General features: G+C 63.3%; 14 protein-coding genes. 13 read left to right on the plus strand and 1 reads right to left on the minus strand.

Going from position 1 to position 15,810, the window contains the following annotated elements:
* The first annotated feature begins 1 nt into the window (after window position 1).
* The 6 genes from glyQ to GHT07_RS19815 all read left to right on the plus strand — a co-directional run bounded on the left by glyQ (window position 2) and on the right by GHT07_RS19815 (window position 8,161).
* Window positions 2-907 carry a glycine--tRNA ligase subunit alpha gene (gene glyQ, locus GHT07_RS19790; protein ID WP_153586833.1) on the plus strand — a complete coding sequence of 302 codons (906 nt, stop codon included), beginning with the start codon at window positions 2-4 and terminating at the stop codon, window positions 905-907.
* A 4-nt stretch (window positions 908-911) separates the two neighbouring features.
* The gene (glyS, locus tag GHT07_RS19795; protein ID WP_153586834.1) at window positions 912-3,017 is read left to right on the plus strand and encodes a glycine--tRNA ligase subunit beta; all 2,106 of its coding nucleotides are present in this window, start codon (window positions 912-914) and stop codon (window positions 3,015-3,017) included.
* A gap of 26 nt (window positions 3,018-3,043) precedes the next feature.
* Window positions 3,044-3,622, plus strand: coding sequence for a D-glycero-beta-D-manno-heptose 1,7-bisphosphate 7-phosphatase (gene gmhB / locus GHT07_RS19800; RefSeq protein WP_153586835.1), 579 nt, complete (start codon window positions 3,044-3,046; stop codon window positions 3,620-3,622).
* 5 nt (window positions 3,623-3,627) lie between these two features.
* The gene (locus tag GHT07_RS19805; protein ID WP_153586836.1) at window positions 3,628-4,365 is read left to right on the plus strand and encodes a lysophospholipid acyltransferase family protein; all 738 of its coding nucleotides are present in this window, start codon (window positions 3,628-3,630) and stop codon (window positions 4,363-4,365) included.
* An 88-nt stretch (window positions 4,366-4,453) separates the two neighbouring features.
* Entirely contained in the window at window positions 4,454-5,425 is a 972-nt protein-coding gene (locus GHT07_RS19810; protein ID WP_153586837.1) for a M48 family metallopeptidase, read from the plus strand.
* A 63-nt stretch (window positions 5,426-5,488) separates the two neighbouring features.
* Window positions 5,489-8,161, plus strand: a complete 2,673-nt coding sequence (locus tag GHT07_RS19815) for an ATP-binding protein (protein ID WP_153586838.1) — start codon at window positions 5,489-5,491, stop codon at window positions 8,159-8,161.
* Here GHT07_RS19815 and GHT07_RS19820 read toward each other — a convergent pair.
* Window positions 8,133-9,218: an MBL fold metallo-hydrolase gene (locus GHT07_RS19820; RefSeq protein ID WP_153586839.1), complete on the minus strand. Its 1,086-nt coding sequence runs from the start codon at window positions 9,216-9,218 to the stop codon at window positions 8,133-8,135. The genes GHT07_RS19815 and GHT07_RS19820 overlap by 29 nt on opposite strands.
* A 105-nt stretch (window positions 9,219-9,323) precedes the next feature.
* On the opposite strand from GHT07_RS19820, the gene GHT07_RS19825 reads away from it, so the two are divergent.
* From GHT07_RS19825 to GHT07_RS19855, 7 genes are all read left to right on the plus strand, one after another.
* Window positions 9,324-9,731 carry a MerR family transcriptional regulator gene (locus GHT07_RS19825; RefSeq protein WP_153586840.1) on the plus strand — a complete coding sequence of 136 codons (408 nt, stop codon included), beginning with the start codon at window positions 9,324-9,326 and terminating at the stop codon, window positions 9,729-9,731.
* A 65-nt stretch (window positions 9,732-9,796) separates the two neighbouring features.
* Window positions 9,797-10,258 (plus strand): PaaI family thioesterase, encoded by a 462-nt coding sequence (locus GHT07_RS19830; protein WP_153586841.1) that lies wholly within the window; start codon window positions 9,797-9,799, stop codon window positions 10,256-10,258.
* 39 nt (window positions 10,259-10,297) lie between these two features.
* Window positions 10,298-11,476, plus strand: a complete 1,179-nt coding sequence (locus GHT07_RS19835) for an isovaleryl-CoA dehydrogenase (protein WP_153586842.1) — start codon at window positions 10,298-10,300, stop codon at window positions 11,474-11,476.
* Window positions 11,477-11,597: 121 nt separating this feature from the next.
* Window positions 11,598-12,248: a carbonate dehydratase gene (gene can / locus GHT07_RS19840; protein ID WP_153586843.1), complete on the plus strand. Its 651-nt coding sequence runs from the start codon at window positions 11,598-11,600 to the stop codon at window positions 12,246-12,248.
* An 18-nt stretch (window positions 12,249-12,266) separates the two neighbouring features.
* Window positions 12,267-14,090 (plus strand): bifunctional isocitrate dehydrogenase kinase/phosphatase, encoded by a 1,824-nt coding sequence (gene aceK, locus GHT07_RS19845; protein ID WP_153586844.1) that lies wholly within the window; start codon window positions 12,267-12,269, stop codon window positions 14,088-14,090.
* Window positions 14,087-14,572 carry a hypothetical protein gene (locus GHT07_RS19850; protein ID WP_153586845.1) on the plus strand — a complete coding sequence of 162 codons (486 nt, stop codon included), beginning with the start codon at window positions 14,087-14,089 and terminating at the stop codon, window positions 14,570-14,572. Before aceK ends, GHT07_RS19850 begins: the two co-directional genes overlap by 4 nt.
* Window positions 14,573-14,613: 41 nt before the next feature.
* Window positions 14,614-15,795, plus strand: coding sequence for an acetyl-CoA C-acyltransferase (locus tag GHT07_RS19855; RefSeq protein ID WP_153586846.1), 1,182 nt, complete (start codon window positions 14,614-14,616; stop codon window positions 15,793-15,795).
* Window positions 15,796-15,810 lie beyond the last annotated feature (15 nt).

The raw sequence follows: 15,810 nt of genomic DNA on the forward strand, positions 1-15,810 counted from the left end.
CATGTTGACCTTCCAGCAAATCATCCTCTCGCTGCAGTCCTATTGGGACAAACAGGGTTGCGCACTGCTCCAGCCCTACGACATGGAAGTCGGCGCGGGCACATCCCACACCGCCACTTTCCTGCGCGCGCTCGGGCCCGAGCCATGGAAGGCCGCCTATGTGCAGCCCAGCCGCCGGCCCAAGGACGGCCGCTACGGCGAGAACCCCAACCGTCTGCAGCACTACTACCAGTACCAGGTTGTTCTCAAACCCGCGCCCGCGAACATCCTCGAGCTGTACCTCGGCTCACTGGAAGCATTGGGCTTCGACCTGAAGAAGAACGACATCCGCTTTGTCGAAGACGATTGGGAAAACCCGACGCTCGGCGCCTGGGGCCTGGGCTGGGAGGTGTGGCTCAACGGCATGGAAGTCACGCAGTTCACGTACTTCCAGCAAGTCGGCGGCATCGACTGCAAGCCGATCACGGGGGAGATCACTTACGGCCTGGAGCGCCTGGCGATGTACCTGCAGGGCGTGGACAACGTCTACAACCTGGAGTGGACGCAAGGCCTGTCGTATGGCGACGTTTACAAGCAAAACGAAGTCGAGCAGTCCACGTACAACTTCGAGCACAGCGACCAGGACTTCCTGTTCACCGCCTTCACGGCGCACGAGAAGCAGGCGAAGTACTTGATGGAGCAGCAGCTCGCATTGCCGGCCTATGAGCAAGTGCTCAAGGCCGCGCACAGTTTCAATTTGCTCGACGCACGTGGCGCGATCAGCGTGACAGAACGCGCTGCCTATATCGGCCGCATCCGCAACCTGGCCCGTGCTGTCGCGCAGAGCTACTACGAAAGCCGCGAGCGGCTGGGCTTTCCCATGGCGCCGCGCGAGTGGGTCGACCCAATGAACAAGAAGGCGGCCTGAAGTCATGGCAACACAGAACCTTCTCATTGAATTGTTCGTCGAGGAACTTCCGCCCAAGGCGTTGAAGAAACTCGGCGAGGCGTTTGCCGGCGTGCTGTTCGAGCAGATCAAGGCACAGGGCCTTGCGGGCGCTGATTCGAAGCTCACGTCGTTTGCATCACCGCGCCGTCTGGGCGCGCACGTCACGCAGGTAGCGTCGCAGGGCGCCGACAAGGCTGTCTCGCAAAAGCTGATGCCCGTGAGCGTCGGCCTCGACGCCGCAGGCAATCCGACACCTGCACTCACGAAGAAGCTGCAGGCGCTCGGCGCAGACGCGTCTGCGGTCGCGAGCCTGAAGCGCGCGATGGACGGCAAGGCCGAGGCGCTCTTCTACGAAAGCAACGTCAAGGGCGCCACACTGGCCGAAGCCCTGCAAAAAGCATTCAACGAATCGGTTGCCAAGCTACCCATCCCGAAGGTGATGACGTACCAACTCGCCGACGGCTGGACCGACGTGAAGTTCGTGCGCCCCGCGCATTCGCTGCTCGCCTTGCATGGCAGCGATGTGGTGGCCATCGAGGCACTGGGCCTGAAGGCCGGCACCATCACGCACGGCCATCGCTTCGAGGCGACTGTTGACCCCGTTGTGATCAAGCACGCTGACGACTACGCGGCGACGCTTGAAAGAGATGGCGCCGTGATTGCAAGCTTTGCGCAGCGCCGCGCGGACATCGTCCGCCAGCTGGCTGCAGCCGCATCGAAAGTCGGCAACGGTGCACGCGCTATCGACGACGACGCGCTGCTCGATGAGGTCACCGCACTCGTCGAGCGACCGAACGTCCTCACGTGCGAATTCGAGAAAGAGTTTCTCGATGTGCCGCAGGAATGCCTCATCCTGACGATGAAGGCCAACCAGAAATACTTTCCGTTGCTCGACGCCACTGGCAAGCTCACGAACCGCTTTCTCGTCGTGAGCAATATCAGCCCCGCCGATGCGAGCGCCGTGGTCGGCGGCAACGAGCGTGTGGTGCGCCCGCGCCTGGCCGACGCGAAGTTCTTCTTCGACCAGGACCGAAAGAAGACGCTCGCGTCGCGTGTCGCGGGCCTGGCCAAGGTCGTGTATCACAACAAGCTGGGCACGCAAGGCGAGCGGGTTGAGCGCGTGCGCAAGCTGGCCACTGCGATTGCCACACAACTTGGCGGCCATGACCTGGCCCAGCAGGCTGATCAAGCGGCTCAGTTGGCGAAGGCTGATCTAGTGACGGACATGGTTGGCGAGTTCCCTGAACTGCAAGGCATCATGGGCCGCTACTACGCGCTCAACGACGGCCTTTTGCAAGACGTCGCAGACGCGATCGAAGACCACTACAAGCCGCGGTTTGCTGGCGACGAGTTGCCGCGCAACCAGACAGGCGTTGCCACGGCGCTTGCCGACAAGCTTGAAACACTTGCAGGCTTGTTTGCCATCGGCCAGTTGCCCACTGGCGACAAAGACCCCTTTGCGCTGCGCCGCCACGCGCTGGGCATCGTGCGCATGCTGATCGAAAAGGACTTGCCGCTGTCCTTGCACGAGCTGCTCTCGCATGCCGTCGCGCTGTTCCCGCAAGCAGATGCCAAGACGCAAGAGCTGCTCGCCGACTTCATCTTCGACCGCCTGGCGGGCACGCTGCGCGACCAGGGCTACAGCGCACAGGAAGTCGATGCGGTGCTGGCTTTGCGGCCGCAGCGCCTGGGCGACGTGGCCCAGCGCCTGGCCGCCGTGCGCGCATTCGCTGCTTTGCCCGAAGCGCCCGCACTAGCTGCTGCCAACAAACGCATCGGCAACATCCTGAAGAAAGCCGAGAAGGCCGATGCGCATGTGAGTGCGGCCCTGTTGAAGGAAGACGCCGAGAAGGCGCTGCACACCATGACGCAGAAGGTGGCGCCGCAAGCGCTTGCGCAGTTTGAAGCAGGCGACTACACCGGCTCGCTTCAAACGCTCGCACAGCTGCGCGACACAGTCGATGCATTCTTTGACGGCGTGATGGTCAATGCAGAGGAAATGGATTTGCGCCTCAATCGGCTTGGTTTGCTCGCGACGGTGCATCAGGCGATGAATCGCGTGGCCGACCTGTCACGCCTTGCCTCCTAGCGCCTGCGTCCTAAGTTCGACACACCATGAAGCTCGTCATCCTCGACCGCGACGGAACCATCAATGCCGACAGCGACGACTTCATCAAGTCGCCCGAGGAATGGACGCCGCTGCCCGGCGCGCTCGAAGCCATTGCACGCCTGAATCACGCCGGCTGGCATGCGGTGATCGCCTCGAACCAGTCGGGCCTCGGGCGCGGTCTCTTCGATGTCGCATCGCTCAATGCCATGCACGCCAAGATGCACAAGATGCTGGCGGCGCAGGGCGGGCGCATCGACGCGGTCTTCTATTGCCCGCACACGCCTGATGACAACTGCACGTGCCGCAAGCCCTTGCCAGGCCTGTTCGAGCAGATCGGCGAGCGCTTTGGCATTGAGCTCAATGGCACCCCCGTGGTGGGCGACGGCCTGCGTGACCTGCAAGGCGGCGTCGCTGCAGGCTGCGAGCCGCATCTCGTGCTCACCGGCAAGGGTGCGGAGTTCCGTGGCCGCCAGCTGCCCGAGACGTTCCCCGCCGGCACGATCGTGCACGAAGACCTCGCCGCTTTCGCCGACTGGCTGATCTCCAGGCAGCCCGTTGCCAAACCCACGTCCCCCACCGCCTGAATCCCATGCCGCTGATCCGTTCGCTTGTCCACGCGCTGTGGATGCTTGTCACCGTGATTCCGTGGGGCATCTGGATGGTCGTGTCGTCCACCTGGAGCAATGGCGAGCAGATGTGGTGGAAGGCGCAGCAGTGGCTGGTGTGGGCAGCAGGCCCGATCGGCCGCGGCATCCTCGGCATTGAAGTGCGTGTGACGGGCTACGAGAACCTGCCCGTGGGCAAGACAAGCCCGGCCATCCTGCTCGTCAAGCACCAGTCCACGCTTGAGACTTTCCTGATCCCCACGCTGATGCCGCATCCGCTGGCGTATGTGTTCAAGCGTGAGCTGATCTTCGTGCCGTTCTTCGGCTGGGCCATGGGCCGCATGGACATGATTCACATTGACCGCAGTGCGCGTGCGCAGGCGTTCAACAAGGTGGTCGATCAAGGCCGGCGTTTGCTGGCGCAAGGCGTGTGGGTCATCATGTTTCCCGAGGGCACGCGCATTCCGCGCGGGCAAAAGGGCACTTACAAAACGGGCGGCACGCGTCTGGCGTGCGAGACCGGCGCGCCCGTGATTCCGATTGCCGTCAATTCAGCGCGCGTGTGGCCGCGCAAGGCGTTCATCAAGCATCCCGGCGTGGTCGATGTGGTCATCGGCAAGCCGATCCCGAGCGAAGGCCGGGCGCCTGAAGAGTTGATGCGTGAGGTGGAGGCATGGATCGAGTCCGAGATGCACCGGCTTGATCCGGAGGCTTACGCTTAAGTCACATTGGTCGGGGGGCTCTTTCAGAGCGCCCTGAACAAGCGTGCGCCCTGCAGGGCAGCGCACGCGCCGATTACACTCAAACCCCATGCACCGGCTGTTGCAGTTCACCCTCGATCTGTTCGATACCGCGCCTGCCGCCGAGCCGGCCACACCCGCGCCGCGCCGCCAGCGCCATCGCGCACAGCCCTCACTGCCAGTTTCATCCGCGCAGACACCCGCCACGGCCACGCCAGCCGCACCGGCGCAACCCTACATTCCCGGCGAACACTTCGACGACGTGTTGCAGCCTGCGTCATTTCGGCATCCACGCGCCAACCGCGAGGCGTTGATCGGCGACTCCGTCGTCGCCTTCGAATTCGTGCGGCGCAAGCGCCGCAGCATCGGCTTCAGCGTGGGGCCTGAAGGCCTCACCGTGAGCGCGCCCCGGTGGGTGTCGCTCACCGAAGTGGATGCGGCGGTGAAGAGCAAGTCGGCGTGGATCCTGAAGAAGCTTGACGAGTCGCACGAGCGGCACCGGCGCATCGAATCGGCGCGCATCGAATGGAAAGACGGCGCGACGTTTCCGTACATGGGCGAGGACGTCATCGTGGTGCTCGATCCGCGCCACAACTTCAGCGAAGCCGGCGCCGTGCTCAACACCGATGGCGAGGCACTGCCCGGCATGCCGCGCCACACCCTGCATGTCGGCCTGCCGCATGCCGCGAGCGAGTCGCAAGTGCGCGATGCTGTGCAGGCCTGGCTGATGAAGCAGGCCAAGCGGTTGTTTACCGAGCGGCTCGATCACTATGCGCCGCTGCTCGGCGTGAAGTGGCGCAAGCTCGTGCTCAGCAATGCCGGCACACGCTGGGGCACCGCGCACGCGGATGGACTGATCCGGCTGAACTGGCGACTCATCCATTTCCGCTTGCCTGTCGTGGACTACGTGGTCGCGCATGAGCTGAGCCATCTGCGCGTCATGGACCACAGCCCGCGCTTCTGGGAAACCGTCAGCACCGTCGTGCCCGACTACGCGCAGCTGCGCGGCCAGCTCAAGCAGGAAACACTTCCTCCCTGGTAGCGATGCCCAGCACGGCCTTACACTGGGCCGAACGATGCCTTAGTTTTGACAGGGAGGGCACACATGTGGGGTTCGACTAGCTTGCAGGTGCGCCTGGCAGCCTTGGTGCTTGCTGCGGTGGTGCCGCTGGCCGTCCTGTCTCTTTGGTTCACGACGCGCGAAGCAGCCGAGGCTGAGCAGCGCATTCGCGGCCAGCTGCAGCTGGCCGCGTCCCTGGTGGCTTCAGGCCAGGACCGCACGATCGAGGCGGTGGAGCACCTGCTCGGCGCGATGAGCGCCATGGATCAGTTCCGCGCCGTTGATCGTCCCGCCTGCGACCGTTACTTCGAATCGCTTCGCGACCGCTTCCCGGTTTATTCCAACATCGGAATCGCCGACCTGAACGGCGATGTGCAGTGCAATGCGAACGGGCGCGGCGTCAAGTTCAACATTCACGACCGCCCGTATTTCCGCGAAGTGCTCAAGACGCAGCAGTTCGTCATGGGCGAGCCGATCATCGGGCGCCTGACAGGGCGCTTCGTGATCCCGTTCGTGCGGCCGGTGATGGATGGCCAGCGGATGGTAAGCGTCGTTTTTGCCACGCTGGACCTCGAGCGCGCTTCCAAGTCGCTCTCGCGCATCGAGCTGCCGACGAGCGCCCGAGTGATGGTGCTCGACGGGCGCGGCGCGCCGCTGATGTCCAACCCGGCGCTGCCCAGTGCGCCGGCCAGCGTGCCTGCCAGCGCGCCGGCCAGCGTGCCTGCCAGTGCGGTGGGCAGCGCGCACCTCGCAATCGTCCAGCGCGCCTTGCTTGCAGGTGCAGGTGTCACTGAACTGGACGATGAGGCGGGCCAGCATCGGCTGTACGGTTTCGCCACGACCCGGCAAATCGGCGCTGAGCGGTGGGTGGCCATCGTCAGCATGTCGCGCGCCGACATCGCGGGCGCATCGGGCGACGCACTGCGAACCGAGATTCTCGTGATTGCAATGGGCCTGCTGCTGGCGGCATCCGGCGCGTGGATCATTGGCGGGCGGATCTTCGTGCAGCCCGCGCGCCAGATCCTGGGTGTTGTGCAGCGGCTCGAGCGCGGCGAGCTCGACGCCCGTGTCCCGCTTCAGGCGCGCACGAGTCGCGGCGACTTTGGCCGCATTGGCGGTGCATTCAACCTGATGGCCGAGTCCCTGCAGCTGCGCCAACACGATCTGGAAAGCGAGCTGGAGCGAAATCGCGCCGCCTACGAAATGCTGGACCAGGTCGTCAACAGCATGCAGGAAGCACTGGTCGCCATGGACAACTACGGCCGGATCCTGATGCACAACCAGGCCGCGCAGCAGTTGTTTCCGTTGAGTGCCCACGTCACTGCAGCGACGCGGGCGCAGACGTGGGGCCTGTTCCATCCGGATGGCAAGACGATCTACCACGCCAATGACGTGCCCATGGCGCGTGGCCTTCGAGGCGAAAGCGGCGGGCAGCTCCCCATCTTCGTTCGCAACTCGCTGGTACCCCAGGGGCGCATGTTGCAGGCGAGCTACCAGCCAATTCGCGGCCCGCAGGGAATAGCAGGCGCGCTCGTGGTGTGCACCGACGTCACGGAGTTGCGCGAGCGCGAAAACGACCTGTACGAGCTCAACGCCGGGCTCGAAGCGCGCATTGCCGAACGCACAGCAGAGCTCACGCGACAAGAGGCGCTGTACCGCACCCTGGCCGAGCAGGCGCCGGAGGTTGTGTGGAACACTGATGCGAGCGGCACCCGGCTGACATTCCTGAATCAGGCGTGGTACGAACTGGTTGGCGGCACGCCGCAAGACTGGCTCGGGCGCAGCGGCATCGGCGCGATCCACCCGGACGACCGGGCCGCGGTGGCCTCGAACTGGCGGCACTCACAGGCCGCGCTGACACCGTTCGCAGGCGTGCGCCGGCTTCGCGCCAAAGACGGCACATATCACACGACGTCCTATCGCGGCACGCCCGTGCTGGACGACCAGGGAGAGGTGATGTTCTGGGTCGGTATCGACGCGGACATCACGGGCCTGAAGTCCATCGAACGCGCTTTGCGCGCATCGAACCAGGAGCTGGAAGCTTTCTCCTATTCCGTGTCGCATGACCTGCGCGCCCCGCTGGGTGCCATCGCCGGATTCAGCCAGGCGCTCAATGCCAGGCTGGGCGACAGCGGTGACGAGCGCTCGCGGCACTACCTCGCCCGCATCCAGGCTGGCGTCGTGAAGATGGAGCAGCTGATCGAGGGCCTGCTGTCGCTCGCACGCGTTGCGCGCTCGACGCTGGTATGGGGCCCGGTGAACATCACGGGGCTTGCGCGCGAACTGGCCGCCGAGCTGCAGGAGCAGCACCCAAAGCGATCCGTGCAAGTGACTGTCGAGGACGGGCTTTCAGCGCAAGGCGACGCGCGCCTGCTGCGCATCGCGCTCGAAAACCTGCTGGGCAACGCCTGGAAGTTTTCCTCTGAGCGAGGTGATGCGCGCGTGGAAGTCGGGCGGCGGGACGGCGTGTTCTTCGTGCGTGACAACGGCGTGGGCTTCGACATGGCCTATGCCGACAAACTCTTCGTCGCCTTCCAGAGGCTGCACACCGACAAGGAATTTCCAGGCACCGGCATTGGCCTGGCCACAGTGCGCCGCATCGTCGCGCGCCATCAGGGCCGGGTGTGGGTTGAGTCGCGCGAAGGTGCGGGCACGACCTTCTTCTTCACGCTGGGAGACTCGCCGCCGCCTACGTGGAAGATGGCTGAGTCGCAGTAGACGCGGCCCGCGAAAAGCGCCACACGCCTGCGGCATCTTTGGCGCGGTCGAGCTGCCCCGTGAACCACAGTGCGTGCAAATGCGCGACGGCCTCGCCCATCGCGAAAGTCGTTTGATGCAGGTCGAGCGCGCGCCTGAAAATGATGCCCATTGCGTCAAAGCCCGATAGCGGTGACGTGGCACTGGCCTGCAGCACTTCAGCGAGCCGGTCGCGATGGTGGTCGTGCAGCTGCGTGATGCGCTCGTGCAGGCCGCGAAACGGCTTGCCGTGCGAAGGCAGCGTGAGTGTGTCGGCGGGCAGCGGCGCAAACTTGTCGATCGAATCGAGAAACTGCTGCAGCGGATTCGATTCCGGCTCGATGTCGTGCACGCTCACGTTGGTGGAAATCCGCGGCAGCATCATGTCGCCGGAGACGAGCACGTGCAGGTCATCGCAATAAAGCGCAATGTGTTCCGGCGCGTGGCCGTAGCCGCTGATACAGCGCCAGTCACGCCCGCCAATGCGAATGACATCGCCATCCTGCATGCGGCGAAACGTGTCCGGCACCGAAGGAACCATCGACGGGTAGTAGTTCACCCGCGCGCGGATCTTCGCAAGCGATTCGGGATCGACGAGGCCGTTCGCAGCGAAGAAGTTCGCCGAATGCTCGCCACCGAAGGCGGACATGTTGTGCGTTGCCAGCCGCGCCACGTTGTAGTCGGTCGCGCTGATCCACAGCGGCGCATTCCAGCGTTCGCACAGCCACGCGGCGTTACCCATGTGGTCGGGGTGCATGTGCGTGACGATCACGCGCAGGATGGGCAGGCCGGCCAGCTGCGTCGAAAAAATCGTCTCCCACTGCGCCTTGGATTCGTCGCGTGAAATGCAGGTGTCGATCACCGTCCAGCCGTCTCGCCCGTCGATGCGGTCGCGAAGCAGCCAGAGATTGATGTGATCCAGCTGGAAGGGCAGCGCCATGCGGATCCACCTGACGCCCGGCGCGACCTCCAGCGTGTCGCCCAGCGCGGGGAGGGTGTCGCCGAACGGATAGTCCAGCCGTTGTTCAAGAGCGTTCATGGAGCCTGCGCAAAGGGATGATTGACGTTGACGTAAACGTCATATGTAATCACATTGTAGGGACGGGGCCATGCCCCTCATGTCCCGTGAAGTACACGAACACTTATGCCTGCAAGCCCGACGACCTACACCATCAGCGACCTGGCGAAAGAATTCGACCTCACCACGCGCGCCATGCGCTTTTATGAAGACATGGGCCTGCTGCAGCCCGAGCGGTCCGGCCCGGGCGGGCGCAACCGGGTGTACAGCCCGCGCGACCGCACCCGCCTGAAGCTCACGCTGCGTGCCAAGCGCCTGGGCCTGTCGCTCACTGAAGCGCGCGAGATCATCGACATGTACGACTCGCCGCGCGACACGGGGCCGCAGCTGAAGAAGTTCCTGGCCGTGCTGGCGCTGCACCGCAAGCAGATCGAGGAGCAGATGGCTGACCTGCAAGCCAACCTCGATGAGGTGAAAGTGCACGAGAAAGAGGCGCGGGTGCTGCTGGCACGCGCCGAAAAATCGCGGGCATAATTGACGTTTACGTAAACGTCAATCAATGGCGTCGCCGTCAATCAACGTACTCCAGGGGCTGCGCGATGGCCGATCCGCGTTTCGATCCGCAAGACACTGACTTCGCCAACCGCGTGCGCGCGAGCTTCGAGCGGCAAGACGCGATGAAGACCATCGGCGCCACGCTCACCAAAGTCGAGCCGGGCGTCGTCCATATCGAGCTGCGCTGGGCGCAGGCACTGACCCAGCAACACGGATTCCTGCACGCCGGCATGCTGGCCACCGCGCTCGATTCCGCCTGCGGCTACTGCGCGTTCACCCTGATGCCCGTTGAGGCGGCCGTCTTGACGATCGAGTACAAAATCAACTTGCTGGCGCCCGCCAAAGGTGAGCGTTTTCGCATGGAAGGCGTCGTCATCAAGCCCGGGCGGACCGTCACGGTGGCGGAAGGCCGGGCCTATGCCATCGACGCCGGCAAGCAAAAACTGATCGCGACCATGGGTTGCACGCTGATGGCCGTGGTCGGGCGCGACGGCATCAAGCACTGACATCGAAGAAGACGAACACATCCAGCAGGAGACAACCCCATGAATCTTCCAGGCCTTAACTTCCAGCTCGGCGAAGACATCGACGCGCTGCGCGACGCCGTGCGCTCTTTCGCCGAAGCGCAGATCGCGCCGCGCGCCGCCGAGATCGATCGAAGCGACCAGTTCCCGATGGACCTGTGGCGCAAGATGGGCGAGCTGGGCGTGCTGGGCATCACGGTGCCGGAGGAATATGGCGGCGCGAACATGGGCTACCTGGCGCACATGATCGCAATGGAAGAAATCTCCCGCGCATCAGCTTCGGTCGGCTTGTCCTACGGCGCGCACTCCAACCTGTGCGTGAACCAGCTCAAGCGCAACGGCACGGACGACCAGAAAAAGCGCTTCCTGCCCAAACTGATCTCGGGCGAACATGTGGGCGCATTGGCGATGAGCGAGCCCGGCGCGGGCAGCGACGTGATTTCGATGAAGCTCAAGGCTGAGGAAAAGGGCGGCTACTACGTGCTCAACGGCACGAAGATGTGGATCACCAACGGCCCCGATGCCGACACGATGGTCGTCTATGCCAAGACCGAGCCCGAACTCGGCGCGCGCGGCGTGACAGCGTTCATCGTCGAGAAGGGCATGAAGGGCTTTTCCACCGCGCAAAAGCTCGACAAGCTGGGCATGCGCGGCTCGCACACCGGCGAGATGGTGTTCAACAACGTTGAAGTGCCCGCGTCGAACGTGCTGGGTGCGCTCAACGGTGGCGCCAAAGTGCTCATGTCCGGGTTGGACTACGAGCGCGCCGTCCTCGCCGCGGGCCCCATCGGCATCATGCAAGCCGTGATGGATAACGTGGTGCCGTACACGCACGACCGCAAGCAGTTCGGCCAGAGCATCGGCGAGTTCCAGCTCATCCAGGGCAAGGTTGCCGACATGTACACCGTGCTGCAGGCCGGCCGCGCCTTCTGCTACACGGTGGGCAAGAACCTCGACATGCTGGGCGCCGAGCACGTGCGCCAGGTGCGCAAGGACTGCGCGAGCGTGATCCTGTGGTGCGCAGAAAAGGCAACGTGGATGGCGGGCGAAGGCATACAGATCTTCGGTGGCAATGGCTACATCAACGAGTACCCGCTGGGCCGCCTGTGGCGCGATGCAAAGCTCTACGAGATTGGCGCGGGCACCAGCGAGATCCGCCGCATGTTGATCGGGCGCGAGTTGTTCGCAGAGACAATGTAGGGGAGGTTGTACGGGAGGTTGAGCGTTGGGCGTTTGGCGTTTAGCGAAAATCCCAACCCATAAGCCCAACCCCCAACCCCCAACCCCCAACGCTCAACGCTCAACGCTCAACCTCCCCAAAATGTCCATCCACGATCTCTTTACACACAACCGCGCATGGGCTGCGGAGATGGAGCGCACGCGGCCCGGCTTTTTCACGAGCCTCACCAAGCAGCAGACGCCCAAGTTCATGTGGATCGGCTGCAGCGATTCACGCGTGCCGGCCAACCAGATCACGGGGCTGGAGCCTGGCGAAGTTTTTGTTCATCGCAACGTCGCCAACATCGTTGTCCACTCCGACCTGAATGCGCTCTCGGCGATCCAGTTCGCCGTGGACATGCTCAAGGTCGAGCACATCATGGTCGTGGGCCACTACGGCTGCGGTGGCGTCATGACGGCGCTGGCAGGCGGGCGCATCGGACTGGCCGACAACTGGATTCGCCACATCCAGGACGTGCGCGACCGCCATCGCAGCCTGCTCGAATCATTGCCCCAGGACAAGCGCGGCGACGCGCTGGTGGACCTGAACGTGATCGAGCAAGTCGTCAACGTCTGCGTCAGCACCGTAATGGTCGATGCATGGGCCAAAGGCCAGAAGGTCACGATTCACGGCTGGGCATTCGGCGTGCACGACGGCCTGCTGCAGGACCTGAAGATGTCGGTCAGCAGCCCGGATGAGATCGAACCCCTGTATCGCGCCGCCGTTGAAAGCATCACGGCGAGCCGGCTCTAGCGCGCAGCAGGCACCGACATGTTTCCCCAGCGCCTCGACTCGCCGTTAGCCTACGACATCGCCAAGGCGATGATGGATGGCTTCAACCGCCACTACCGGTTGTTCCGCACCGAGTCCGCACGCGCCAAGCACCGGTTCGAAACGGCCGACTGGCACGGCCAGCAACGTGCGCAGCGTGAGCGCATCGAGTTCTATGACCTGCGCGTCAAGGAAGCGACGACACGGCTCGAAAAGGAATTCAAGGCAGGCGAGCAGCCGATGGACGTGTGGCAGCAGGTCAAGTTGCACTACATCGGCCTGCTGGTCGATCACCACCAGCCCGAACTGGCCGAAACGTTTTTCAATTCGGTCACGACCAAGATCCTGCACCGCACGCACTTCCACAACGATTTCATTTTTGTGCGGCCGGCCGTGAGCACCGAGTACATCGAAAACGATGAACCTGCTGCATTGCCGACGTATCGCGCGTACTACCCCACCAGCGAAACGCTGGGCGAGACGATCACACGCATCATCACCAATTTCCAGCTGCAAAAGCCCTTTGCCGACCTGGAGCGCGACAGCAACTACGTGCTGCAGGAAATGTCGGCGCGCATGCAGGGCGCGAAGCTGCGCGCGAACTTCCAGATCCAGGTGCTCACGTCGCTGTTCTTCCGCAACAAGGGCGCCTACATCGTCGGCAAGATCATCAATGGCTTCAGCGAAGTGCCGTTTGTGCTGCCGGTGCTGCACGACAAAGACGGCAAGCTCACCATCGACGCGTGCCTGTTCGGTGAAGACGACCTGCAGGCGCTGTTTTCATTTGCGCGCGCGTACTTCATGGTGGACATGGAAGTGCCGTCGGCCTATGTGCAGTTTTTGCGCTCGCTCATGCCGCGCAAGCCGCGCAATGAAATCTACAACGCGCTGGGCCTGGCCAAGCAGGGCAAGACGCTCTTCTATCGCGACTTCCTGTATCACACGAAGCACTCGAGCGACAAGTTCCGCATTGCGCCCGGCATCAAGGGCATGGTCATGCTGGTGTTCGACCTGCCGTCGTTCCCGTATGTCTTCAAGCTGATCAAAGACTACTACCCGCCGCAAAAAGACACCACGCGCGAGCAGATCCAGGGCAAGTACCTGCTGGTCAAGCAGCACGACCGTGTGGGCCGCATGGCCGACACGCTGGAATACAGCGAAGTGGCTTTTGCGCGCGACCGCTTCGAGGAAGACCTGATCGAGGAAATCCGCAAGTTCGCGCCAAGCCAGCTTGAGATTTCAGACCGCGATGGCGATGGCCATGAGGAAGTGATCATCAAGCACCTGTACATCGAGCGCCGGATGATCCCGTTGAACATCTACCTGCAGGAAGCATTCGATGCGGGCTCGCAGGGCCCTGCGGCCGAGCAGATCGAGCGCGCGGTGCTCGAATACGGCAATGCGATCAAAGACCTCGTCGCAGCCAACATCTTCCCGGGCGACATGCTCTGGAAGAACTTCGGCGTGACGCGCAACGGCAAAGTGGTGTTCTACGATTACGACGAGATCGAATACATCACCGACGTGAACTTCCGCAAGGTGCCGCAGGCGCGCACTGAGGAAGAAGAGATGTCTGGCGAGATCTGGTATCACGTGGGGCCGAAAGACGTGTTCCCCGAAACATTCGGGCCGTTCCTGCTCGGCAACCCGGCTGTGCGCGAAGTGTTCATGCGCCACCACGCCGACTTGCTCGACCCCGCCTACTGGCAAAGCGCGAAGGAGCGCATCCAGGCCGGCTATGTGCACGATGTGTTTCCGTACGACCGCGACAAGCGCTTCAACGTGATGCATGGCAACGCTACATCAAGTGAGGCGATGTCATGAATGCGCGCGACGCATGGGAGCTCGCGAGCTTTGTCGTCACGGCGCTCGGCTTGCCCTTTGCGATCTGCTTTTTCGCGTGGGAGCAGCGCAAGGAGCGCGACAACGAGGAAGAAGAGCAGTACCAGCTGCTCTCCAATGCGTACAACGACTTCCTGAAGATCGTGCTCGCCCATCCTGACTTGCACCTGCGACTGAACGAGCCACTGGCCAACCCCACGTCGGAGCAGAACGAGCGCATGCTCGTGATCTTCGACATGCTGATGTCGCTGTTCGAGCGCGCCTATCTCGTCGCCTACAAAGAGCGGATGAGTGAGACAGAGCGCCGCCGCTGGAACAGCTGGGACGACTACATGCGCGAGTGGTGCCGCCGCGAAGATTTCCGCAATGCCATGCCGTTGCTGCTGCGCGGTGAAGACCCCGAATTCCAGAGTTACCTGCGCCGCATTGCCGATGGGGAACGCGGCGGATTGCTCACTGTCTAACGTTTCAAGAGTCTCAAGAGCCAAGCTGAAAGGAGCTTTACATGTCCGAATCCATTGTTATCACCGGCGCCGCCCGCACCCCCATGGGGGGCTTCCAGGGAGACTTTTCTGCGCTGGCCGCGCACGATCTTGGCGGCGCCGCCATCAAGGCCGCCATCGAGCGTGCCGGGGTCTGCTGCGACTCGATCGGTGAAGTGCTGTTCGGCAATTGCCTGATGGCCGGCCAGGGCCAGGCACCAGCGCGCCAGGCAGCATTCAAGGCTGGCTTGCCCAAGAGTGCAGGTGCAGTGACGCTGTCGAAGATGTGCGGCTCCGGCATGAAGGCCGCCATGTTCGCCCACGACATGCTGCTGGCCGGCACGCATGAGGTGATGGTCGCTGGCGGCATGGAGAGCATGACCAACGCGCCATATCTCCTGCTCAAGGGCCGGGGTGGCTATCGCATGGGCCACGACAAGGTGTTCGACCACATGATGCTCGACGGCCTGGAAGACGCCTACGAAGCCGGCCGCTCGATGGGCACCTTTGGTGAAGACTGCGCGGCCAAATACAACTTCACGCGCGAAGCGCAGGACGCATTCGCCACAGCGAGCGTCAAGCGCGCCAAGGCTGCAACTGAATCAGGTGCGTTCGCCAAAGAGATCACGCCTGTGACGGTGAAGGACCGCGCGGGCGAGCGCGTGATCTCCATCGACGAGGGTCCCGGCAAGGTCAAGCTCGACAAGATCACGCAGCTCAAGCCGGCGTTCAAGAAAGACGGCACGATCACCGCCGCATCAAGCTCATCCATCAATGATGGCGCGGCCGCTCTCGTGATGATGCGCGAATCGACCGCCACGAAGTACGGCAGCAAGCCGATTGCCCGCATCGTCGCGCACGCCATGCATGCGCAGGAGCCGAACTGGTTCACCACGGCGCCGATAGGCTCGGTGCAAAAGCTGTTGGCCAAGGCGGGCTGGAGCGTTGGCGATGTGGACCTGTGGGAAGTCAACGAAGCATTCGCTGTCGTGCCGATGGCGTTGATGGCGGAGATGAAAGTCAGCCACGACATCGTGAACGTGAACGGCGGCGCGTGCGCGCTGGGCCATCCGATTGGCGCATCGGGTGCGCGGATTCTGGTGACGTTGATTCACGCCCTGCAAGCGCGTGGCGGCAAACGCGGCGTCGCGACGCTGTGCATCGGCGGCGGTGAAGCCACCGCAGTTGCCATCGAGCTCTGCTGACCGGGCAGCCAGACG

It is taken from the genome of Caenimonas koreensis DSM 17982 (assembly GCF_009646335.1).
GTDB classification, from domain to species: Bacteria; Pseudomonadota; Gammaproteobacteria; order Burkholderiales; family Burkholderiaceae_C; genus Ramlibacter; species Ramlibacter koreensis.

Coding starts and splice junctions, on each gene's coding strand:
- glyQ (WP_153586833.1), top strand. CDS start 2: ATGTTGACCTTCCAGCAAATCATCCTCTCGCTGCAGTCCTATTGGGAC.
- glyS (WP_153586834.1), top strand. CDS start 912: ATGGCAACACAGAACCTTCTCATTGAATTGTTCGTCGAGGAACTTCCG.
- gmhB (WP_153586835.1), top strand. CDS start 3,044: ATGAAGCTCGTCATCCTCGACCGCGACGGAACCATCAATGCCGACAGC.
- GHT07_RS19805 (WP_153586836.1), top strand. CDS start 3,628: ATGCCGCTGATCCGTTCGCTTGTCCACGCGCTGTGGATGCTTGTCACC.
- GHT07_RS19810 (WP_153586837.1), top strand. CDS start 4,454: ATGCACCGGCTGTTGCAGTTCACCCTCGATCTGTTCGATACCGCGCCT.
- GHT07_RS19815 (WP_153586838.1), top strand. CDS start 5,489: ATGTGGGGTTCGACTAGCTTGCAGGTGCGCCTGGCAGCCTTGGTGCTT.
- GHT07_RS19820 (WP_153586839.1), bottom strand. CDS start 9,218: ATGAACGCTCTTGAACAACGGCTGGACTATCCGTTCGGCGACACCCTC.
- GHT07_RS19825 (WP_153586840.1), top strand. CDS start 9,324: ATGCCTGCAAGCCCGACGACCTACACCATCAGCGACCTGGCGAAAGAA.
- GHT07_RS19830 (WP_153586841.1), top strand. CDS start 9,797: ATGGCCGATCCGCGTTTCGATCCGCAAGACACTGACTTCGCCAACCGC.
- GHT07_RS19835 (WP_153586842.1), top strand. CDS start 10,298: ATGAATCTTCCAGGCCTTAACTTCCAGCTCGGCGAAGACATCGACGCG.
- can (WP_153586843.1), top strand. CDS start 11,598: ATGTCCATCCACGATCTCTTTACACACAACCGCGCATGGGCTGCGGAG.
- aceK (WP_153586844.1), top strand. CDS start 12,267: ATGTTTCCCCAGCGCCTCGACTCGCCGTTAGCCTACGACATCGCCAAG.
- GHT07_RS19850 (WP_153586845.1), top strand. CDS start 14,087: ATGAATGCGCGCGACGCATGGGAGCTCGCGAGCTTTGTCGTCACGGCG.
- GHT07_RS19855 (WP_153586846.1), top strand. CDS start 14,614: ATGTCCGAATCCATTGTTATCACCGGCGCCGCCCGCACCCCCATGGGG.